Origin of the sequence: Prosthecobacter sp., from assembly GCF_014879935.1 — a bacterium.
Taxonomy (GTDB): Bacteria; Verrucomicrobiota; Verrucomicrobiia; order Verrucomicrobiales; family Verrucomicrobiaceae; genus Prosthecobacter.
Genome location: NZ_JACSRD010000137.1, coordinates 12060 through 34998 on the forward strand (window position 1 = coordinate 12060; position 22939 = coordinate 34998).

5 protein-coding genes and 1 tRNA gene are annotated in these 22939 nt (G+C 62.8%); 2 read left to right on the forward strand and 4 right to left on the reverse strand.

Annotation, left to right across the window (positions count from 1 at the left end; translation table 11 throughout):
• Positions 1-26 precede the first annotated feature (26 nt).
• The gene (locus IAE77_RS11640) at positions 27-17645 is read right to left on the reverse strand and encodes an autotransporter-associated beta strand repeat-containing protein (RefSeq protein ID WP_294226472.1); all 17619 of its coding nucleotides are present in this window, start codon (positions 17643-17645) and stop codon (positions 27-29) included.
• Positions 17646-17979: 334 nt separating this feature from the next.
• Here IAE77_RS11640 and IAE77_RS11645 point away from each other — a divergent pair, with 334 nt between their 5' ends.
• Positions 17980-19239 (forward strand): hypothetical protein, encoded by a 1260-nt coding sequence (locus IAE77_RS11645; RefSeq protein ID WP_294226475.1) that lies wholly within the window; start codon positions 17980-17982, stop codon positions 19237-19239.
• On the opposite strand, the gene IAE77_RS11650 is transcribed toward IAE77_RS11645, so the two are convergent.
• From IAE77_RS11650 to IAE77_RS11660, 3 genes are read right to left on the reverse strand one after another with little or no spacing between them, the layout of a single operon-like run.
• The gene (locus tag IAE77_RS11650; protein ID WP_294226477.1) at positions 19234-19926 is read right to left on the reverse strand and encodes a response regulator transcription factor; all 693 of its coding nucleotides are present in this window, start codon (positions 19924-19926) and stop codon (positions 19234-19236) included. The two genes, IAE77_RS11645 and IAE77_RS11650, sit on opposite strands and share 6 nt — an antisense overlap.
• 26 nt (positions 19927-19952) lie before the next feature.
• Complete coding sequence (locus IAE77_RS11655; protein ID WP_294226479.1) at positions 19953-21692, reverse strand: histidine kinase; 1740 nt, start codon at positions 21690-21692, stop codon at positions 19953-19955.
• Positions 21689-22675 (reverse strand): ABC transporter substrate-binding protein, encoded by a 987-nt coding sequence (locus IAE77_RS11660; protein WP_294226482.1) that lies wholly within the window; start codon positions 22673-22675, stop codon positions 21689-21691. The genes IAE77_RS11655 and IAE77_RS11660 overlap by 4 nt, the downstream gene beginning before the upstream one ends.
• Before the next feature lie 175 nt (positions 22676-22850).
• On the opposite strand from IAE77_RS11660, the gene IAE77_RS11665 reads away from it, so the two are divergent.
• Positions 22851-22925, forward strand: a tRNA-Val gene (locus IAE77_RS11665).
• The last annotated feature ends 14 nt before the right edge of the window (positions 22926-22939 follow it).

Here is a 22939-nt window from a genome sequence, read left to right on the forward strand (position 1 = left end):
GTGACATGTCGAGAAGAAGCCTGTACTCAACGGCGACGGCGGCGGAGGAACAGCAGCATCAAACCGCCGAACAGGAGGCTCATGCGGCCGGGTTCGGGCACCACGATGATGATGCCGTGGCTGAGGAAGAGGCTGGTGTCGAACACGAAGCCGGAAAGGCTCAGATCGGGCAGTTCCAGGTCTCCCAGCAGGCCGCCGGAGCGGAAGCTGCCGCTGTTGCCGACATCAAAGCCGTTCGAGGTGACGGAGGTCCAGTCGATGAGATTGAACACATCCCCCATCACCGGCTGGTAGTCCGAACCGGTGCTGGTGAAGCGGATGATGCCGCCGCTGTCCATGCTGAAGGACCCGCTGACGTTCACGCGGTCATGATTGCCTCCGGTCTGCGAGTCGTAGAAGGCGGCCTGGCTGGCCACGTAGCTGTTGAAGGTGCCCGCGCCGAGGCTGGCACTGATGCCGGCGGCATCGTTGTAGTCCGCGCCGCCCGTGGCCCCCATCTGCAAAGTGAGGCGGGTGGCGCCAGTGGCGTCGCCAGTCAGCACCAGGTTGCCATTCACCGTGAGAACGCCGATCTGGTCGCCTGCGGTGGCGATATTGCCAGGCGCGGAGGACATGCCCGGGCGCAACTGGCCGAGACCACCATCGCTGCCGATGATGAGGCTCATGGCGGGGTCGGTGACCACGGTGCCGGAGCCGCTGAAGGTCTGGTCGAACACGAGATCCGCGTCGGTGGCGTCAAAGTCGAAGGTCGCTCCGTTGTTCACCTCGATCCAACTGGTGGACGCGATCGATCCGGCTCCCGACAGCGCCAGAGTGCCTTCGGCCACGGTCGTCTTGCCGGTGTAGGTGTTTGTGTTGGTGAAGGTCACCGTTCCCGGGCCCACCTTCTTGATTCCAAGGGTGTCACCAAAATCGGATTCCGAGATGACGCCGGTGAAGATGACGCCCTTCTCGCCAGCGCCCGCGTCGTCGTTCGACGAGGAGGTGACGGTGACCTCGGCCACATTGTCCACGCCCGCGATGGAGCTGTGCTGCAGGGTGATGTTCCCCACGAAGTAGCTGTAACCGGAGGTGAAGCTGCCGCCCAGGATCACGCTGCCGGCGCCGTTGGTGTCATTGATGTCGATGTCATTGAAGATCATGAGGTCCGGCGCGGCGGCGATGAGGGCAACGTCCGGATTTGCCACATCAGCCAGCCAGTGCACGGGGTCGGTGTCATCGCCATTGACGGTGGAGATGTCCGTGGAGGCCATGAAGAAGCGGCCGCCCGCCTGGGTGACACCGCCGGTGACGGCGATGCTGGTGCCGTAGAGCATCTCGGACGATTCGTCGAAGTCTGCGGCGCGCACGAGGTTCATCACGGACTGCGATTCATTCACGCTGACGACGACATAGACGCCGTTGCGCTCCGGATGGTCGCCCTCGTCCTTCACCAGGATGCGTTTGCCGATATCGGCGGTCGTGAGCGTCACGCCATCGACCACGGAGCCCACATTGAGGAAGGCGCCGTTGCCTGCGCCGCCCGCGCCATCGCCGGCCGGATCAAAGCTGCTGCTGGCGGAGGAGATCAGGGACTTCGTGGTGGCGAGGTAGGCGTCAGAGCCCAGCGTGTGGCGGGTGTCACCCAGCTCGACCGCGGTGGAGGACAGCGCGTTGCTGTCAAAGACGCTCAGCGTGCCGCTGCGGATGATGGTGCCGCCATCAATCGCGAGCCCGGCCGATCCGGCGCCCGCCGCGTAGGTGTTCGAGCTGTGGAACTCGACCGTGCCGGTGCCGATCTTGCGCAGCGGCGTCGTGCCGAAACTGATGTCATTGATGGCGCCGTTGAACTGCAGGATGGAGGAGCCGTCCGCCTCGACGAAGACATTGTTGGACATGTCCTGATAGAGCAGCATGGAGGCCGTGGCATCGAATCCATAGGTGCCGGAGGTCTCACGCGTGCCGATGACGGTGATGCCTTCGTCATTGCCGTCCACATTGTTCATGGAGACCGGATTGAGCACGGCATTGGCCGTTCCGGAGAGGAGGAACTCGACCTTGGCATCAATCGGATTCACCGAGACGAAGGGTGAGCCGCCGAGATACATCGTGTTGCCCGGATCGCCGAGGGCGGTGTTGTTGGTGATGACGAGGGTGCCCATGACGACGCCCAGATTGCCCGCGAACGTGTTCACACCCGACAAGGTCTGCGTTCCGGAGCCGACTTTGAACAAGCTGCCCGCACCGCTGATGACGCCGGAGAATTCAGCGTCGTGGGTGTTGTCACCACCGATGCTGAGCGTGGAGTTGTCGATGTTCACCAGGGCGCCTGAGGTGCCCGACAGGGAACCGATGGTGACGATCCAGCCGGTGCCCGCGTTGTCCCAGTAGGGGCTCAGTTTGGCACCGTCACTCACGATGAAGCGGGAGTAAGGCGAGAAGGAGTTGTTCGACCCGGCATACAGGGTGCCCTCCTGCACGAGGGTGTTGCCCGTGTAGTTGCTGAAGGCGTCCACGACGTCGTTGCCGCCCGTGCTGGCGCCAAAGACCGTTTCACCAGCGCCGGTCTTCACGACCGTGAGCGGGGAGCTGCCGCCGCCGAAGTAGGCGCCGGCCACGCCATCACTGAGGCCGACGCCGATGTCCTGGTAGTTCGGGCCGCTCTGAGTGCCGGAGTCAAAGGTGATCGTGGCGGCGATGTTGGAGCCGTTTTCAATGCGGGAGCTGGGGGCCATGCCCGCGCCGCCGGTGAAGAGGAAATCCTGCGTGAAGGTGCGGCTCAGACCGCCGATCTGCAGGCGGCTGTTGTTGCGGAAGTTCACCGTGTTGGTGCCGAGGGCGGTCAGCGTGCCCAGACGCACGATCTGGGCGTCGTCCTCGTCCAGCGTGGTGCCGGCGTCGGCACCGATGGTCAGCGTGCCGGTCCAGGCCAGGTTGTCCCCCCGCAGCCAGATGGTGAAGTCGATGTTGTTGTCATCGTTGGCGCTGCCGCCTTCGTTCGCATCCACCCAGATGTTGTTGGAGCCGGTGATGTTCCCGCTGATGTCGAAAATGGCGTGCTGCAGGTGGCCGACGAGGTTCGGATCGAGGTTTGTCGTGTCCTCATAGTAGAAGCGCACCGGAACGCCCGCCGAGGAGCCGCTGCCGACATAGATGCTGTTGGTGAAGTGGACGACGGAGCTGGCGGGGAAGTAACCGGCGGCGATGCGCACCTCCTGCTTGATGTTGTCGCGGATGATGATGTCGCGATTGAAGGTGAGGTCGATCTCAGGGGAATCGATGCTCGTGGTGGAGTTGCCGAAGAAGGCGTTTTCAATGCGAAGCTGGATGGTGGAGGTCTGCGCGAGCGTGGGATCGCCGAAGTACACGACGCCGTTCGGATTGAACAGGGCGCCGGAGTTCATCTGCATGCCCACAAAGCCGTCCTGGATGTCGAAGTCACCCGTCCAGGTGTGCAGCGGCCGGTAGATGCGCAGATTGCCGTCTCCCAGCTTGATGATGTCGCCCGTGCCCATGACACCACCCTCGTTGGGATTGATGAGGAACTCGGAGTTGCCCGTGCTGCCGGCATCTCCATAGCGGTTGCCCTGCGTCTGGAAGGTGAGGTCGCCGATGATGTTGAGAATGCCGTCAAAGGTCGGCTGGCGCTGCGTGCTGCCGTCGAACAGGATCTGGTCGCCAGCCTGCTCGCCGATCTGGAACCACTCGCGGAAGCGGATCTGGCCGTCGCGGCTGCCGTCACCGCGTTTCATGGAGAATTCGATGATGGCGTTGTTGCGCACGATGGTGGCATCCGCCCACGATTCGGTGGTGCCGAAGATGGAATACTGCGCGTTGTCGTTGCCCTGGCCCTGGATGTCCACGCGGATGGCGTTGACGCCGTCGCCAATGATGGTCAGGCCGGTGTAGTTGTTCACCACGCCGAGCAGGTCCTGTGTGGCACCGTTGACCGCGCTACGGTCGCCAAACTGCACGGTGCCGGAGCCGACGATCGTCAGGCCGCCCGCGTTCGGATTGTTGGTGCCGTAGGCGGAGATGATGTTGTTGGCCTCGGAGGAGATCTGATTGGCCGCGGTGCCCCGAATGATGAAGGTGCTGCCGGGATCGGTGACGCTCAGCGTGCCGTTGCCGCCACCCAGGACGATGTTCTGGGTCAGGTAGGCGCTGAACGCCCCGGTTTCGGAGTAATTGAGCGTGCCGCCGTTGAGGAAGATGCCGGAGGCGGTGCCAAACGCGCCGAGATTGTTGAACGACACCGTCGAGTCACCCACCACGTGCAGACCGCCCGTGAAGGTGTTCGTCACGTCGTAGGTGGTGTTGGAATAGGTCAGGTCCACAGTGCCCGAGCCCGTGACCATGCGGGAGAGCGTCAGCGTGGTGCCATCGACGATGCTGACGATCTTCGTTCCGGCGGCGATGTTCATGCCGGTGACGTCCATTCCGGCGACAAGGCCGGTCGTGTCCGCCAGGGTGACGTTGTAGGAGTTCGTGCTGGTGGTGCTGCTGAGAATGGTCTCCGCAGCGGAGCTGCCGGCGACGAAGGACAGCTCGCCAGAACCTGCCACAACGACGTTTTGCGCGCCGGTGATGCTGCCATCAAAGCTGACCGCGCCTGTGGCGAAGTTGTGGATGATGAGGTCCGTGCCCGCACCGCCGGTCGTGACGCCCACGCCGGCACCGATGATCGTTCCGCCGGTGTGGTTGCTGGTGATGAGGATGCCGCCGTCCGCGAGGGTGATGGAACCGCTGGTGATCTCGCCCGCAGTGGTGTTGAAGCGCAGGGAATTGACCGCGCCGCCGGCGATGGTGCCGGTGACATCGACATTGGAGGCATCGTAGCCGGTGAAGGCCACCACATTGCCGGAGGCGTCCGTGGCCGCCCAGTCCGTGGCAAAGGGTTCGAAGGCCGCGTTTGCTCCAAACGTTGCGTAGGAGCCGATGCGCGTGACATTCTTCATCGCCGCGTTGGAGAAATTGACCACGCCGCCGCCGATGGACTGGAAGTGCACGGTTCCCGCCGCTGCACGCGTGATGGACGACCCGGCGATGCTCACCGTGCCAAAGCTGGAAACGCCATTGCCTGCCGCGGCGATGGCATTACCGCCCTGATTGAGCTTCAGGCTGCCGAAGTTCTCCGTGAAGGTGGCTCCGCTGCCATCCATGACCAGCGTGCCGCCTGCGAGGGTCAGGCCGGCGCCATTGCCCACGCGGCGGTTCAGATTCGTGCCGTAGTCGGTCATGTTCAGGATGCCGCCCATGACGTTCACACTTTCCACGGTGCTGTCACCCGCGCTGGAACCCATGAGATTGACCTGGCCCGCGCCCAGCTTCGTGATGGAGGAGGTCACCAGGTTGCCGCCATCGACGAAGTTCACGCGGAACGACACCTCGCCACCACGTGCGGCGAAGAGGCCGACATCACGCGTGTAAGTGGCCGTGCCCTGCGTGATGAACACGCTGCCATCGCCCGTGCCGAAGGTGACCATGCCGCTGATGTTCACACCGCCCATGGTGGTGTTCCCCGTCGTGTTGCCGAGGCCGTAGTTGCCGTTGCCGGTGGAGTTGCTGGGATCGTAGGTCTCCACGCCGACTTCCCAGGACTTGAGATTGAAGTTCGAGCCGCCGTTGAGCAGGAAGAAGCCGAGATTGGCCGCGCCCGTGCCGTTTCCGGACAGAATGTCACGGCCGCCCATCTGGAGGCCGATCATCGGATTCGTGGCGGCGGAGTTCACCGTGGCAGCAGCGTCGTCGGTGTAGAAGTTGCCCGTGCCGCCATAGTACAAGCTGCCGCGGATGATGCGGATGCGGCCTGCCGCGTCATGCTGCTGGTTGAGTTGCACGGCGGACTCGTTGTTCGTGGCCGTGACTTCCATGCGCAGAACCTGCGACTGGTTGTAAATGTCCACCGGGCCGGTGAGAGCGCCGGAGACGCTGTCACGCACCTGTCCGGTGATGTTGAACAGGCCGAACGCGCCAGTGTAGGTGGAGAACATGCGCGAATCCGTCAGCGCTCCGCTGCCGACCGGCGTGGAGCCTCCATAGATGTTTCCTTCCAGGGTGGCGAGGCCCGTGGTGTTGCTAAACACACGCGGGGTGAAGGTGCGTGCGTAGCTGGTGGCTCCGGCGGAGTCCACATTGTCCACGATCACATTCCCGGCCCAGACGGAGTTGTTTTCGATTTGCAGCGCCGTGTTGGTGCCGTTGATCTTGCCGATGTAGAGATCGATGCCCGCGATGCGCGAGCCCAGTCCGATGGCAAAGCCGCCGCCGGCCATGACATTGACCTGCGTGGTGGCCCCCAGCGCCTTGTCATGACGCGCATACAGGGTGCCCAGGTTCACGTTGGTGGGTCCCGTGTAGTAGTTCGGTGCCTGCAGGAACAATGAGGACGATCCAGTCTTCGTGAGACCGTTCGCGTTCATGATGCTGGAGTTCATGAAGAAGTAATTGTTGTCACCGTCGGTGGTGCGGTAGGCGTTGAGCGAGTCGCTGGTGTTGTAATGCACCCACAGGCTGCCCAGGTAGAAGTGCGCCTCCTGGCCGTCGAAGTTCACCGAGCCGCCGTTGAGCGAGCTGCGAATGTCGAGGTTCTGATTGGCGTCGTAAGCGGCTCCGTTGCGGTTCTGCACGCCGAAGTTGGCCATCTGGATGACACCCGACTTGATGGTGAGCACGTCGCCGTCACCCAGCATGAGGGTGGTCCAGTTGCCACGGCCGTTCACGCCATCAGCGAAGGTTTCGGAAGCAAAGGTCAGCGAGTTGACCTCGGCGGACTCCGGACTGTCGCTGGAACCGAGGGTGAGGATGGAATTGCGGCGGTTGGTGAACTCACCGGCACCGATGCCCGTGTCGGTGATCACACCGACGAGCTTCAGGTTCTGGTCCGCGTTGATGCCCTGGTCGCCCCAGTAAATCGAGGTGGTCTGAGCCGTGTCAGGATTGGCGATGATCTTGTATTCGGAATCGAGCAACGGGCGCAGGTAATGGTTGCCGCTGAGATCCGTGTCCACCGTCACCAGGCGTGAGGCGGTGTAATCCTCGTTGAAAATGTTGCCGGTGCCGCTGCCGTTGACCCAGGCTGGCCGCACGCCGCCGAAGAAGCCGGGCACGATCGCCGCGTTGCCATTGCTGCCATCGCCCGTGCCCACCAGGGCCGGCATCACGTCCACCTGCACCACGGCGCGGTTGCTGCCGCTGTTGAGGAAAGGACTGAAGGTGGAATCCGCGAACAGGGTGCCCGAATCGAACAACCGCAGATGCACGGAGCTGCCCTGCGTGCGCACGATTTCGCTGAACTGCCAGCCGGCGAAGTCATTCACCAGCTTTGGCGCACCGCCGACCAGCGTGGCACCGAGATCGAACTCGATGCCGAACACACCGGCGTTCACCGTGGCCACACCCACCCTTTCAAAGCCGGAAAACACGCCGCCGCTGGCCTCCAGACGCATGCGTGTGTAACCGTCGGCAAAGACCGGCATGTCGTCGCGCAGACGGTCGCTGAACTCGTCCACCGAGGTGCTGGAAGCCTCGAGGCCGAAGTAGGCATTGCGCTCCAGCACCAACTTGCCCATGCCCTGCACGTGACCCGCGACGCCATAGACGCGGTTCAGACCGGAGGTGGCGATGAAATCGCCCGTCCAGCCGGGAATGTTGCCATAGAAGCGGAATTCGCCGTTGCCGATCCTGATGATGTCCCCGGAACCAAAGGCATCGCCACCGCCGTTGTTCAGGTAGAGGTTGCTGCCGTTGCGCAGATTGAAGACGGCGTCGCTGCGGAACTCGGTGTGTCCGCGCAGATAGTTGCTGCGGGCCGTGCTGTTGGACTGGATCACACCGCCGCCCTGGTAGCCCTGACCATCGAGCGTGAGCCACTCGTAGATGGTGGGGTCGGACGTGGCGCTGAGCAGCAGGGTGCCGTTCGGGCCGATGTAGGTGCTGTCCACCCAGCCACCGTAAGTGCCGAGGATGCTCGTGGCGGAGCTGCCGGCGCTGGAGATCTGGATCGTGCCGTTGTTGATCATCGTCAGCGCGTTGTAGCCGTTGTACATGTTCGAGCGGATCACGTTGTCCGGAGCGCCCGTCAGCACCAGCGTGCCGCCGCCTTCCACCACCAGACCGCCGATGTAGGGACGGGTCGCGTCCACAGGCAGGTCGTTGGCGGGAAGGTCGGTCACATCGCTGGTGATGTAGCCGTTGATGGTCAGCGTCTTGCCTGCCGCCAGGTCAAACGTGCCGCCGCTGGCGCCAAGGAAGATGGTACGCGCACCGTTGAGCGTGATGTCATCGGTCACCGCCAGCGTGCCGCCATCAAGGTGCAGGTTGCCGCTGTCAAAGATGGCCCAGATGCCGGCGTTGCCTGTGCCGGCGGCCAGGGTGTTGACATACACGCCGCTGTCGTAGCCGGAACCGCCATTGGTCAGCGTGGTGCTGGTGACGACATTGCTGGAGGCGGTGAAGGTGCCCGTGGCACCGCTGCCGGAACCGCCGCCGATGAAAGTGAGATTGCCGGAGGCGCCGCTGTTGTTGCCGCTGTTCTCACGCACGAGCCTGGCGATGGAGCCATTGATGGCGCCAAGCTGCGACTCGCTGGAGATCTGCAGCACACCGCCGTTCACGTAGGTGTCGCCCGTGTAGGTGTTGGACCCGCTCAGGATGGTGGTGCCGGTGCCGCCGGTGACGAGGTTCACTTTGCCGCCGCCATCGGTGATGTTCGCGGAGATCGTGGCGGTTCCGTAGTTGTGCAGGAGGATGTCACCGGCTCCGGCACGTGTGAGGGTGCCGTTGGTGATGCTCACCGGCCCGCCGGCATCATGACTGACGAGCATGCCGCCATTTTCGACCGTCAGCGTGTTTCCGCCGAGGTTCAGCGTGGCCGCGGCACCGAAACGGATCGAATTCGTGACCGTGTCGGAGCCGAAGGTGCCTCCGGTGGTCACATTGGTGTTGTTGCCGCTGCTGAAGGCGTTCAGATCATAGCCGGTGAAGGCCTGCACTCCGGTGGTGCCCTGACGTGCGGCCCAATCCGTGACCTGGCCGAGAACATTGCCATAGACGGCCCAGTAGCCGAACCTTTCGCCGTCCGTGGTGGTCAATCCGGGAGCGCTGATGTTGATCTGGCCGCCGCTGTCCTCGATGAACGCCATCGTCACGCCGGAAGCGGGGTTCAGGGTGAGGCTGGAGTTGATGTTGACCGTCGCATTGCCACGCACGGCCAGGCGTGAGCCGCCGGAGTTCAGCGTGAGGTCGCCAAAATCCTCCTGCGCGGTGCCCGCGAGCGCGTCCACGATGAGATAGCCGCCGCTGAGCGTCAGAGCCGCTCCATTGCCGACACGACGGCTGGCGTTCACGTCATAACCGGTCAGCACCAGCGTGCCGCCGAGCATTTTCAGCGCTTCCACGGTGCTGTCGCCAGCGGATGAGCCGAGCAGGTTCATGGTGCCCGCGCCGATCTTGGTGATGGAGGAGTTCACGAAGTCGCCGCCGTCCACAAAATTCACCCGCATGTCCACCGTGCCGCCCCGAGCCGCGTAGAGGCTGATGTTGCGGTCATAAAGCGTCGTCGCCTGGGTGTAGCGGATGCTTCCCGTGCCCGTGCCGAAGGTGATGGTGCCCGTGGTGTTCTCACCGCCGATGGTGGTGTTGCCAGTCGTGTTGCCCAGGCCGTAGTTGCTGTTGCCAGTGAGGTTCTCCGGATCGGTGGTGTCCACGCCGACGTTCCAGGAGGACAGATTGAAGGTGCTGCCGCCATTGCGCATGAACAGCGCCACGTCCTGGGCACCGATGCCCACATTGCTGTCGATGATCGAGCGGCCACCCATCTGGAGGCCGGACATGTCATTGTCCGGATTGATCGCCAGAGCGGCGGCGTCGGTGTAGAAATTGCCATCGCCCATGTAGCGCAGCACACCGCGCACGAGCTGGATGCGGCCGGTGGCATCGTAGGACTGCAGAAGATTCACCGTGGCGAGGTCGGTGGTGCCGGACACCTCCATGCGCAACGAGTCATTCACACTGCCGGCCGGCGTGAGAGCGCCGGTGGACTTGTCGGAGACCTGGCCGCGCAGGATGAGCGTGGAGTTCGTGGCGGCCGTGTAGGTGGTGAAGATGCGCGGGTCAGAGCCCTGGGCGCCAGGAGCGATCGGCGTGTCGCCGCCGAAGATGTCGCCATCGATGAAGAAGACGGTGTTCGAGCTGCCGATCTGGACACGCGGCACAAAACTGCGGACGTAGCCGCCTGCGGTGCCGGTGGAATCGACGTTGTCGATGATCACATTGCCACCCCACTGCGCGCCTTCGCCTTCGGCATAGAGAGCCAGGTTGCTGCCGTTGAGTTTGCCCACGTAGAGGTCCACACCAAAGATCCGGGCGCTGTTGCCGATGATGAAATTCCCCGCGCCGGTGACTTCCATGCGCGTGCTCTGGCCGAGCGCCAGGTTGTGACGCGCGTAGAGGTTCCCCTGCGTCACGCGGGTGTCACCAGTGTAGTAGTTCGCGCCATCGAGCGTCACGCTGGACGCGCCGGTCTTCGTGAGGCCGAAGCCGCCGGTGTTCATGATGCTGGTGCGCAGCACGCCCGTGGTGTTGTCACCGTCCGTGTTGCGGTGGGCGTTCAACTGGTCGCTGGTGTTGTACTGCGTCCACTCGCTGCCGGAGTAGATGATGGCCTCACGTCCATTGAAGTCCAGGACGCCGCCCTGGATGAAGTTGTTCATGGAAACGTTGCGGTTGGTGTCGCTGCCACCACCGGCACGGTCCATCACACCCGAGTTGGCAAACATGAGCACGCCGGAGTTGATCTTGATGTTCCCCTCACGACCGAGATAAAGGTAGATGTCGTTCCCCGCGTTGCTGGTGTTGTTGACAACGGTGTGGGCGCCGAAGCTGACAGAGTTGACCTCCAGGGCGCTGTCGAGTTGCAGCGCGGAATTGATCCGGGAGGTGAAGCCACTGCCAATCACGTCCGCCTCGATGCCAACAATGCGCAGATTCTGGTCGGCGGCGATGCCGCTGGAGGCCAGATCGACCGGCACGGTGCCGGAGGTGTTGCCTGGATCGGAGATGATCTTGTAATCCGTCGAGCCGGGCGCGTCGGAGAGCGGGCGGAGGTAGTTCACCGTGGCTCCGGTCACCGGATTGATGCCCTGCTCCACCGTCACGAGGTAGCGTGACGTGCGGTCCTCATCCCAGATGACGCCGGTGGTGGTGTTGAAGAACTCAGGCCGCGAGCCGCCAAAGAAGCCGGGCGCGATGGAGGTGTTGCCATTGGAGCCGTCTCCTGTTCCGACCGTGGGAGGGGCGGTGTCCACCGCCACGCCAGCCACGTCACCCCACTGGCTGACGCCAAAGTCGGCCGAGGCGAACTCCGTGCCGGGATCAAGCGACCGCAGATGCACGACGCTGCCGGGAGTGCGGACGATTTCATCAAAGTGCCACAATCCGTAGTCGCCCTGCTGGCGGAGTGCTCCATTGACGACGTCGGTGCCGAGGTCGAACTCCAGGCCGAGCACACCGCCACGGACGGTGAGCACTCCCGCGTCCTCCTCCCCGGAATAGACACCGGCGTTCGGACGCAGACGCATGCGGATGTAGCCCTCCGTGAAGATGGGCAGCGTGTCCGAGAAGCGGTCACGCATCTCGTCGATGGAGGTGGAGCCCGCGTCGTAGTAGAGGATGGTGTTGCGCTCGAGAGTCAGGCTGGACATGCCCTGCAAATTGCTGGCGCTGGTCATGTAGAAGTCGCCGGAACCGTTGTAGATGCCGCCGGTCCAGTCGGGCGCGTTGCCATAGATCTGCAGGGTGCCGTTGCCGGTGCGGAAGATGTCGCCGTCGCCGTAAATGGTGCCGCCGCCTTCGTTGAAGCGCACGTTGCTGCCGTTCCGGTTCTTGATGAACATGTCCTCCTCAATGTAAAGCTGCCCGGAGAGACGGTAGGTGCGGGCCGTGCCGACAGTCTGCACGGTGCCACGACCTTCATAACCACGGCCGCGGAAGGTCATCCACTCACGAATGAGCGGATCTGAGGTGGTGTTCAGCAGCAGGGTGCCCTGGTCGCCGATGATGGTGCCGTCGATCCACGAACGGTTCGTCCCCAGAATGCCATCAGAGGCGGAACTGCCGGCGCTGGCGATGCGCAGGATGCCCTCGTTGACCCAGGTGATGCCGCCGTAGCTGTTGTACATGTTCGCCTGCGCGGTTCCATTTGGCGCTCCGGTCAGGGTCACCGTGCCGCCGCCGGTGATGATGAGATCACCGATGTCCGGATTGCGGTCGCTGGCCGGCCGGAAGTCCGCGCCGATCTGATTGGAATTGGTGAAGCCATTCGCCGTGGTGACGTGGTTGAACTCGCTGCTGATGTAACCGTTGATCGTGAGGTTCTTGCCCGCATCGACCATGAGCGTGCCGCCATTGCCGCCCAGGAAGATGGTGCGGGCGCCGTTGAGCTCCATCGTCTCAGTCACATGCAGGGTGCCGCCGTCGAAGTGCAGATTGCCCGAGTCGAGGATCGCCCACATGCCCGCCTTGTTCTCCGTGGTCCGGCTGGCGTCCTCGAGATTCACCCAGATGCCGGAAGAGTAACCGGAACCGCCGCTGGTCAGCGTGGTGGAGGTGACCACGGTGCTGCTGGAGTTGAACGTGCCGGTGGCGGCCACCGCAGGAGCGACCTGTGTGTCGAAGATGATCGATGTCCCGGTCTGGCTCGTGTAAGCAGCCGAGCTGGAGGATGACGAGTTGCCGCCATTGCTGACACGGATGAGCTGCACGATGGAGCCGTTCACCAGGCCGAGGTTCGCATCACTGGAGATCTGCACCACGCCGCCGTTGAGGTAGGTGTCGCCCGTGTAGGTGTTGCTGCCGGTGAGGACCGTGGTGCCATCGCCTGCATTCACCAGATTCACCTTGCCCGCGTTGTCTGCGATGACAGCGGAGACAGACGCGATGCCCGTTCCATAGTGGTGGAGCATGAGATCGTTGCTTCCACCGGTCCAGCCGCTGGTCAGGGTGCCGTTCGTGATGCTGACCGCGCCTGCGTTGGTGGCGGGCACGAGGATGCCGCCCTCATCCACGGTGAGCGTGTGACCGCCGAGGTTCAAAGCGCCCGCGCCTTCAAAACGGACGGTGGCGGTGTTGGTATCGGCTCCGAGAGCGATTCCAGTCGTGAGGTTTGTGTGCAGACCGGCGCCGAAGGCGTCGCTCGTGTAAGCCGTCAAGGCCTGCACACCCGTGGTGCCCTGACGGGCCGCCCAATCGGTGACACCACCGGCAGCGCTGCCGTAAACAGCCCAGGAACCGAGGAAGTCGCCATCCGTGGTGCTCAGCCCGGTGGCGCTGATGTTCACCGCGCCATTGCCATCCTCCAGGAAGGCGAGCGACGAACCGGCCTTGCGAGTCAGGTTCGCGGCGGCATTGCCGAGCGTGAGCGTGGTGTTGTTCTGCGTGTTGACGAAGCTGGAGCCGTTGAAGAGCCAGATGTGGCTGTTGAGCTGCTGGCTGCGGGCCGTGCCCTGCGCATCCAGCACCAGGCCGCCACCGCCCCAGCTCGACTGGCCCGCAAGCGCCTGCGTGGAGTTGCTGGCGAACTGGTCATTGCCCGTCATCTCACCCCAATGCGCCTCGCCCGCCATGAAGTTCCAGCGGTCAATGTCGGAGTTGCCGACGTTGTTGCGGTTGAAGATGACGGTTCCGGGACCGACGATGGAAACGGACGAATTGAAGCTCTGCACCGTGCTGTTTTCATCATCCAGACGGCCGTTCCAGACCATCGTGCCGCCACGCACCTGGAGGAAGCGCACATCACGCTCGGCGGTCTGGTTGACGAACTGCAGGCTGAAGTTCTGATTGTTCGTCATGCTGCCGAAATAAACCGTCCCGGACTCGTTTTCGCCGCCGATCGTCAGTGTGCCGTTGCGGTTGTCGTTGTAGGCGTAGAGATAGGGCGCGTTGAACACCTGGCCGTCCTTCGTCAGCATCAAATGGCTGTGGTAGGCGTTGGTGGTGCTGGTTCCGTCCGCACCGAGCACGGCGCGGGTGAAATAGTCGTTCGGCGTGATCAAGGCGCGTGCTCCGTCCGTGTAGAAACCGCCGGAACCCGCGGCTGTGAGCGGATCATACAGGATGCGGAAGTAACCCTGGCGCATGTCGATGCGGCCGGTGGCGTCCCACTGCTGGAACACGTTCACATTGCCTTCATCGTGGCCCGTCATCTGGAAGCGCAGCGCGTGATTCGTGTCGAGACGCGTGGCGGAGTCGCCGGTGCGGTAAACGGAGGTGATCGCGGCGTTCAGCGGGTCGGTCGCGAGGTTGCCCGTTGCCACGTCGCGGAACTGGCCACGAAGATTCACCGTGTAAGTCTCGCCAAAGCTCGTGGAGACGATCGGCGGATCAACGAAGGAGTCCGAGTCGCTGAAGTTCTCGTTGTGGTCGGTGTAGATGTTCCCGTACACCGACAACGTGCCGTTCGCACGGGCGGTGACCACATAGCTCTGGAATTCAGAGGAGCCGGTGCCATCGGCGACGTCGAGAATGATGTCTCCGCCCCAGGTGCTGTGCGTGGTGCCCTCATTGCGCAGGGCGGTGACACTGCTCTGAGTGGTGTTGCTCACGCGCAGATTGATGCCGCTGATGTTCGTGCCGTATTCAAGCAGGAAGGCGGAGCCGCCGCCGATCTGCACCTCACGCCCCGGACCGCCGGCACCGAGCGCACGGTTGTGACGCGCGATGATGGAGCCCTGCTCGCTGATGTAGATCGTGCCGCTGATGTCGTTCCAGGTGTCGAGATACAGGTTGTTGCGGCCGCTCTTGGTCAGATCGGTCGTGTTAATGAGGTGGGAGCGGATGTAGGAGCTGTTGCCCGTGATCACTTCATACCAGTTCGGCGTGTCGCGGTCGAGATCGTGCCAGACGGTGCTCGCATTGATCACAGCGGGGCCGCCGTTCATGTCGAGGTTGCCGCCGCGGATCAGGGCCTCGACGTTGGCCGAGTTGGCCTCCACGAAGCTGATGAAGTTGATCACGCCGGAGTTCACGGTCAGCGTCTTGCCGTTCTCGATGATGATGTAGTCCTTCGCGGCCGTGGGAACCGCCTGGCCGGAGGTGCCTGCGTCAAAGCTGATGGTGAGCGAGTTCACCGCCACATCCGAGGTCACGTTGCGGCCGGCGTAGTTGTTGCGGTCCGAGAAGTTTCCGCCTGTCGGCGAGATGTAGCCGTTCACCAGCCAGTTAGTGCCCGCCACCGGCGTCATGCCGACGTTGTACTCGGAGGCGGTCAAAGGACGGAGGTAGCCGTTGTCCAAGGTCATGAGGCCGGTGCCGCCGCCGCTGAACATGAAGCTGCCCTGCACCGATTCGAGCGGACGGGTGTGGGTGCTGATGGTTGGCGTGGCCAGAGTGGGCAGGACACCGCCAAAAACGCCCACCACGATCTTCTGCGTGTCCGTGCCGACCGCGTCAGCGCCCACAGTCACCAGTCCGGCGCTGTTGAGCAGTTCGATCCGGTCGTCCCCGGCGCCAATCCCGAAGGTGTGGCTCGGATTGGTGTCGTAGATCTTCAGGACGGAGCCGTTGTTGAGTGTGAGGCTCTGGAACGCGCCGTCAAACTGGCCGCCGGCACGGGTGTCGAGGTAGATGTAGTTCGTTCCGTAGTCGGAGACGATGTTGCCCAGGTTTTCCTGGTTCTTCGTCGTCACGTCCGTCTCCAGCAGCAGGTAGCCATTGCGGAAGTTGGTGAAGCCGGTGTCATTGATGCGGTCGTCGTTGTTGACGCTGGCATAAACCGGGTTGGCGGAGTTGTTCAGCAGCGCCACAGAGCCCCAGCGCGTGATCGTGATCGAGTTCGCCTGGTTGAGGCTGCCGTTCGCGCCCGCCAGGGACATGTTGAAGTAAACCGAGGCCGCCTGGCCGCCGTTGGAGCGGTCAAAACTGTTGCTGATCCAGCGTCCGGTGGACTGCTTTACCAGGACGTCGCCATCGAAGCCGGTGCTGTTCCCGGTGAGGCGCAGCTCACGTGAGCCACGGACCGCAAAACCGGTGCCGTTGTTTCCGGAGCTGGTGTTGTCAAAGACGCCGTTGATCTCCGTCACTCCGGGATGATCGAACGTGCCTGTGGTGCTGTTGTAAACGCCGGAACCGCCTTGAATGTCGAACAGGTTGCCGGTGCCGAAGTCATCCGGCGCGAAGCCACCGCCGACGAGATTGATCGTCACGTTGTTGAAGATGTGGTCGAAGGTTCGGCCGGCCTCGCCGTTGCCCTCACGCTGGAACACGCCGTTGTTCAAGTTGAACGTCATGGCGTTGAAGGTCAGCGTCTCCTTCGTCTGCTCCGCCAGCGTTCCTGTGTTGGCCACGCTCGCGCCCCAATAGGAACCCACGGAGAAGCGCGCGTTGCTGATCGAGTTCCCCTGGGTGGCGCTCTGGTTGATGTTCACGCCGAAAAGGTCAGTCGTGGTGCGGCTGCCATTCAGCGGATCGACGTTGTCATAAGGATTGCGGTTGTAGCTGATGTTGACGGTGAGGCCGTCGAGATTGATGCCGGTGGAGGCGCCGGTGCCGTTCAGCAGGCCGCGTGACTCGAAACGGACCTCGCCTTCGTAGATGTTCAACGTGGCGCCGTCCGCGTTCAGCACGTCCGCACCACGGATGATGAAGTCAGCGGCTCCGATCTTGGAAAGGGTGTTGTTGGTGGCACCGAAATCAAGCACCGAGGCCACGCCGGCCGTGGTGCTGGAGTCCTGATGGCGCTCGAGAACGATGGTGCCCTGCGAATTGACCAGCGCGTTCCAAGTCAGCTCCAGATGGGAAAGGTAGGCGGTCCCGGAGGAGTTCCGCAGAGCCCCCAGGCCATTCGGGCCCGTGCCTTCGATCTTGAAGATCTCCGTGAAGTCGTTCGCCGCATTGAAATCGTGGTCGCGCAGATCCACACCACCGTCACCGAGGACAATGGTCTCGTTGCCAACACCCACGGCACCGGCGTAGGAGGTGGTGTTGCTGCCATCAAAACGGATCAGGCCTGAATTGGCGACGATCTGCCCCTCAAAGGTGTTGGCCCCCTGAAGAACGAGGAAATTGAGCGATCCGGTGCTACTCGTGGCGGGCGAGAGGTCCGTCAGCGTGATGGTGGCACTGCCATTGGTGCCGCCGGAGATGGGTCCGTTGATCGTGAGCCCCTGGCTGTTGCTCACATCCGAGATCGTCACATCCAGCGGGTCTTGAATGGTGATCGCGGAGGAGATGGTGTTGTTGTTTCCGTTGGGCCCCATGTTGATCTGGGAGTTGGAGCCGTTGTTGTTGAGCACCAGCGTACCTCCGGAGATCACGAACGAATTGCTGCCGTTCGAATCGCCAAAATTGATGACCCCGAGCGTCACAATCGACCCCGGCATTCCACCATCGATCGTGACCGTGCGCGTGCCGTTGATGTCGTTGGTGAAGTTGGCGATGTCACCCGCGCCGTTGGGGATCACGCCCCCGACCCAACTGCCCGTAGCGCTCCAGTTGCCGTTGGCGTTGACGTTCCAAGTGCCCTCCGTCTGGGCGGTGGCTGTGGCCGGGAGGAGCGCGAGAAGCGCTCCTGCCAGAAGCATGACGAGCATGCGCTCCTTGCGACTCGATCCGCCATAGGCTCCGGGAAAACTGGCGTGCGGATGAGACTCGTGGGAAGACATCGTATTCATTGAGGTTGGCTGGACTTGAATGAGCGAAGCTGCCGGGGCACAGCTCCGAGATTTGGCCGCCATTCTGCCTGAATGGATGTTTCTTCCTATTGGGCGCGCAGTTTGGTATTAGCTGGGCTTTCAGCGTGCGATGGAATACACTTTCCAATCAGACATGACTGAAGGATTTGCTTAGCTCTCTGCGCAGCGCAGGACAGAGCTGCGCCGGCGCTCAATTCGCCCAAAAATTTTGATTTCATGGGGCGTTCATCTGGTCTCATGCCTTCCCCTCCGGTGCCGTCGGCACCGGCCATTTCAAAAAAAACTCCCCTGCCACCGCGCACATCGTTTGAACATGTTTCTTCCCGCCTCGTCACGTCATTCCATCGGATCATCATCGGCCCTCAGCAGCCGTTCCCATAAGCAACTGTGCCGGCTGGCCCTCCTCCTGGCGTTCACTTTCATCTCCAGCCTCCACGGGGAGGACGAGGTGCCCGCGGATCGGGGCGACCAGGAGGTGCAGAGCTCGGCTGAGGGTCCCTGGGGACGGCTGAGCTATTACCATTACTACTTGGAGGCGCCGGACTACGTGGTGGCCCAGTTTCCGCTGCCCGGTACGATCACGAAGTGGGTGTTCAACATCGGAGACTACGACAAGATCGAACCTCTGCTTGCTGGTGCGGGGATGGCACCGGAACGCATCGAGCAGATTATCCTGCCCCGCCGTGTGGTGAAGGATGAACGCTACGTGTATCTGTTCCCGTCGGCCGCCGACATCGAAAGTCTGACACCCGAGACGCGGTCCGCCATTTACACCGAGCTGGCCCGCAATCCGGCCAACGTCTTCCACTATTCTCCGGTCTTCTTCCTCGCGGACTCCGTGCAGGAGTGGGCAAAGGAATCCGGCCTGCCCGATGAAACCGTGTCCACGATCGAAAGACTGGCCTACCGGTCCGGCGACGCGCTGGTGTTTTCAGACATCCCGCTGCTGCTCACGCACGCGCAAAACGTCTCGGAGGCACGTCTCATCATGCAAAAGCTCACACGCGTGCGCACTTTGATGGCGGAGCTCGAAATATCGGAGGACGACTCGATCCCCGACCTGCTGAACTACTGGTCCACCGGCCTGGGCTTGCGACGCAAGGAGATGGAACCGCTGATGAAGGCGATCGTGAACACCAAGGGGGTCTCCCACCTCGACATCCTGCACCTGCTGCCGCCACTGCCCCGCAAGCTGCTCTACACCTACCCGGACATGAGCTATGCCACCGAGGGCCGCATGCCGGACTGTCACTGGACCAGCCTGAATTTCTTCAACATCCGGCCGCAGCAGTTCCTGCTCGACACCCATCTGGCCACCAGCCTGGTGAAGCAGGACTTCGAGAAGGTGGACCCGCCCTTCAGGTATGGGGACGTGCTCATGTTCATCGAACCGGACGGCAAGGCAGTCCACTCCGCCACTTATCTGGCGGACGACATCATGTTCAGCAAGAACGGCTCGAACATCCTCGCGCCATGGCTGCTCATGCGCCTGCAGGACCTGATGAAACTCTACAACGTCAGACCCGGACAGACGCGCATCGAAGGCTTCCGTCACCGGAAGGGCGCGTCATGAACGGCCAAGCTTGTGTGACTCCACCCAGCGGATGGCGAAACGCGTGACGGCGGCCCCGTCTTCGAGCTTCAGCTTCGTGCGGATGTTCATGCGATGCACATCCACCGTCTTCGGGCTGATGCGCAACGCGTCGGCGATCTCATGCGTGCCACGGCCGTCGCCGATCATCTGGAAGATTTCAAACTCGCGGTCGGTCAGCGCGTCGAGGCCGCCCTCCATCCGCGGTTTGGTCCCGCTGGTGTAGGCCTGGAGGATTTCCTCGGACATCCTGTCGCTCAACCAGCTTCCACCGGCCGCCACGCGGCGCAGGGCCGTCTCGTAGAGGTCGTGGCTCATGTTTTTCATCATGTAGCCCTTCGCACCCGCCTTCAGCGCCCGATGCGCGTAGTAGGCCTCGTCGTGCATGGACACCACCAGCATGGCCAGGTCTGGATGAATGGAGTGCACGTCCTTGATGAATTCGAGGCCGTTGCGGTCCGGCAGGGTGATGTCCACCAAAAGAATGTCCGGCATGTCCGCCTCGATTTTCTGCATCGCCGTCTTGCAGTCGCCCGCCTCCCAGCAGCATTCAAAATCCGGCAGGCTGTCGATGAACACCTTCATCCCCCCACGCATCATGGTGTGATCGTCGAGGATGGCCACGCGTTTGAAGGGCGGGGCGCCGGGTCTGGAGGGTGCGGTGCTCATGAGTGGTGTCGGAAACTGATTTGTCATCACTGCGCAAGAGGCATTTCGCAGATTGCGAGTGTCCCGCCGCGCGCCACATCCAGCGGCTGGAAGGTCAGCGCCGCGCCGAGGGCGTCCGCCCGCTGGCGCAGCAGATGAAGTCCCATGCCCCGTTTGCGGGTGCGTGATCCTGGGTCAAAAGTGTTCCCGTCGTTGGCCACTTCAAGCCGTAACACACGACGGTCATGCATCAGGCTGATGGCCACCCATGTCCCTCCCCCATGCTTCGCAGCGTTGGTCGCCAGCTCCTGCGCAATACGGTAAATCTGCGCGGCCTCCTGCGGCTTCAGCATTTCCGACACATCCTCGCACGAAAGACGGCAGGACACATTGAAACCGCGTTCCAGGAACTTCCGCAGATCCTCCAAGGCCTCCGGCAGCTCCTGCGCACCGACCACCACCGGAGCGAGACCACGCGCATAACCCCGCGCCACCTCTGTCGCCTCCGCGAGTTCGCGTGCCACCATCGCGGCAAGGGCCGCCTGGGGATGTTTTGCCGACTCCAGGCTCGCGCCCAGCACGCCGCACTTCAACTGCGCCGCCGCGAGCCGCTGGCACACATCATCATGCAGGTCCCGGCCGATGCGGCGCCTTTCATTCTCCGCCGCTTCCAGAAGGTGCCGCTCCATGTCCTTTTCCGCGGTGATCACCGCGGCCACGCCAGCCACCTGCAGGATGTCTTCTTCCCCATGACGCGTGGTGGAGAACCCGCGGCACCGCAGCCACTCCGTGCGCCCGTCCACCTGCAGGCGCAGCGCCACCTCCATCTCTCCCGGCTCGCGCCGCAGTTGACGCAGCAGACTCAAAGCCGGACGCACGTCCTCGCGCGGCAGCGACTTCAGCCAGTCCCAACGATGCGACATCAGCCGGCTGGCTGGCCTTCCAAACAGCGTTTCATACGCCTTGTTCACGTAAATCGGCTCGCCATCGGGTGGAGCCACCCAGAACAGGTCGCGCATGTTCGAGGCGATCTGGCTGAAACGCCATTCGGAATCCTTCAGGCGGTGGGCCGCCTCCTCGATGCTTTTGGAAATGATCGCGAGTTCGTCATCCCCGGGAATCGGCCCCGCCACATTCTCATCCGGTCCGATGTGACGTGTCTGCTCCACGATCAAGGCCACGCGTTCCGTCACCAGCAGCCGCAGCAGCGACCACAGAAGCAGGCAGCCGCCGGAAAGCAGGCAGGCCTGCACCAGCGACTCGTGCCATGCGTGGTTAACGGCCGCGGCAAAGACTGCCTTCAAATCGTACTCCAGCACCACCAGCCCCTGCTTCATCTCCCCTTTCACATCCATGAACGGGAAGATGGCCGTCAGCCTCCCGCTGCGGAAATCCTCTGCTATCGCGCCTTCCGACTTCTTTTTCGCCTCGCGGATCAAATGCGGCGAGATCGCCAGCGGACTGTCCCACAACGACATTCCCCGCCACTGCTTCTGCGTGGCATTGCGGATGATGTCCTCGCCATCGGTGATCACTCCCAGCATCAGATCCGGCTGCACGGACGCATAGCTGATCGCCAGATCCGCGGATTGAGGGAGGCCGCGCCGGAAGAAGTGCTGTGCCAGGCTCGCCAGCCGGGTCCCCTCCTGGTAAGCCTCGATCCGCACCTGCTGCACGCGCGATTCCACATCCCGTTTGTACTGGCGAGCGATGCTCATGCCGACCAGCACGAGGCCGAAGCCGAACATCAGCGCCGAAAGCCGGAACTGCAGCGTGTTAAAGCTCATCGCCCGCCTCCCTTCACAAAGCCAGCATTCAGGAGAACTTCTGTCCGCACATCCCCCGTCAAAAGCCCCGCTTCGGCCATCTCCGCTGCCATTTTGCGCAGACACTTCACCAGTTCGCCGGTCTCTGGATCCATCAGCCGCTGGTTTTCTTCCGCCGTGGGAAAATGGATCAAGCTCAACGTCCTGCCCCACTGCGCCGGGGTCAGGCCTTCACGCCGCAGGATCGCATCCAGGCCGCTGCTGTCGCCCGCCTCCCGAAAATCCGTGACGAGACGCAGATGCGCCTCCACCAGCAGCCGGATCGCCTCCGCATGCGCGTCAATGGCTTCCTCCCGGACAACGAGCACCCGGGTCAATTCCAGACCCGCCTGGCTCGAATCAAACAAGACGGCGGCTCCTTTGTCCTTCAAGCGCGTGCACCATGGATCAGACGTAACCACAGCGTCGAGATTGTCCGCCACAAAGGCCGACTCGGTCTCCGCCAGATTCAGCGGCACACGCTCCACATCGCTCAACATCATCCGATTCTCCCGCAACGCACGCATCAGCAGGTATTCGCCGCCGGATCGCAGCTCCACCCCCACACGCTTTCCCCGCAAGTCCGGCACTCCCTTCAAAAGCGGCCGGGCGAGAACGGCGTCCGACCCTTTCGACACTCCCAGGATCAACACCGCCCGAGGCCGGGCACCGTCCGCCTCCAGCCGCAGCAATTCATCCAGCGACACCACCGCCGCGTCCACCACACGCTTCCGGAAAGCCCCGGCTACCGCCGTCGGCCATGACATCTCCACGAAATTGATGCGGGTGGCGTTCGAACGTGCCGCCTGCCCGCCCATCAGCAGCGCCTCCATCCCCGGCCACACCGTCACCGCCACCGTGAACGGCCGCTCATCCCTCGAAGCCGGCCAGAACATCGCCGCCACGCACAGCACCAGCCCCACGAGCACGGTTGGAAGAATCTGTTGCTTCGCGGAAGGTTTCATGGCGGCAGCTCCTCGGCCGTACTCGGCTCATGAGTCGCAGAGATCAAGTCGGCAAACCTTCGTTCCTGCCCGCACCGGCGGCCGCCCCCGTCTATCTGCTTGCACAAATCTCACGACCAGCCTAGAGACCCGGACGCAAGAACAAGCCGGGGTTTCACAGCCCTTCCCTGCATCTGCGTGGATAGCTCAGTGGTAGAGCGGCTCGTTTACACCGAGTTGGTCGGGGGTTCGAATCCCTCTCCGCGCACCAGATGCCGATTGGAG

What these genes read in the sequence shown, in the direction of transcription:
- IAE77_RS11640 (WP_294226472.1), bottom strand. Translation starts at nt 17,645, where the DNA reads ATGAATACGATGTCTTCCCACGAGTCTCATCCGCACGCCAGTTTTCCC.
- IAE77_RS11645 (WP_294226475.1), top strand. Translation starts at nt 17,980, where the DNA reads ATGTTTCTTCCCGCCTCGTCACGTCATTCCATCGGATCATCATCGGCC.
- IAE77_RS11650 (WP_294226477.1), bottom strand. Translation starts at nt 19,926, where the DNA reads ATGAGCACCGCACCCTCCAGACCCGGCGCCCCGCCCTTCAAACGCGTG.
- IAE77_RS11655 (WP_294226479.1), bottom strand. Translation starts at nt 21,692, where the DNA reads ATGAGCTTTAACACGCTGCAGTTCCGGCTTTCGGCGCTGATGTTCGGC.
- IAE77_RS11660 (WP_294226482.1), bottom strand. Translation starts at nt 22,675, where the DNA reads ATGAAACCTTCCGCGAAGCAACAGATTCTTCCAACCGTGCTCGTGGGG.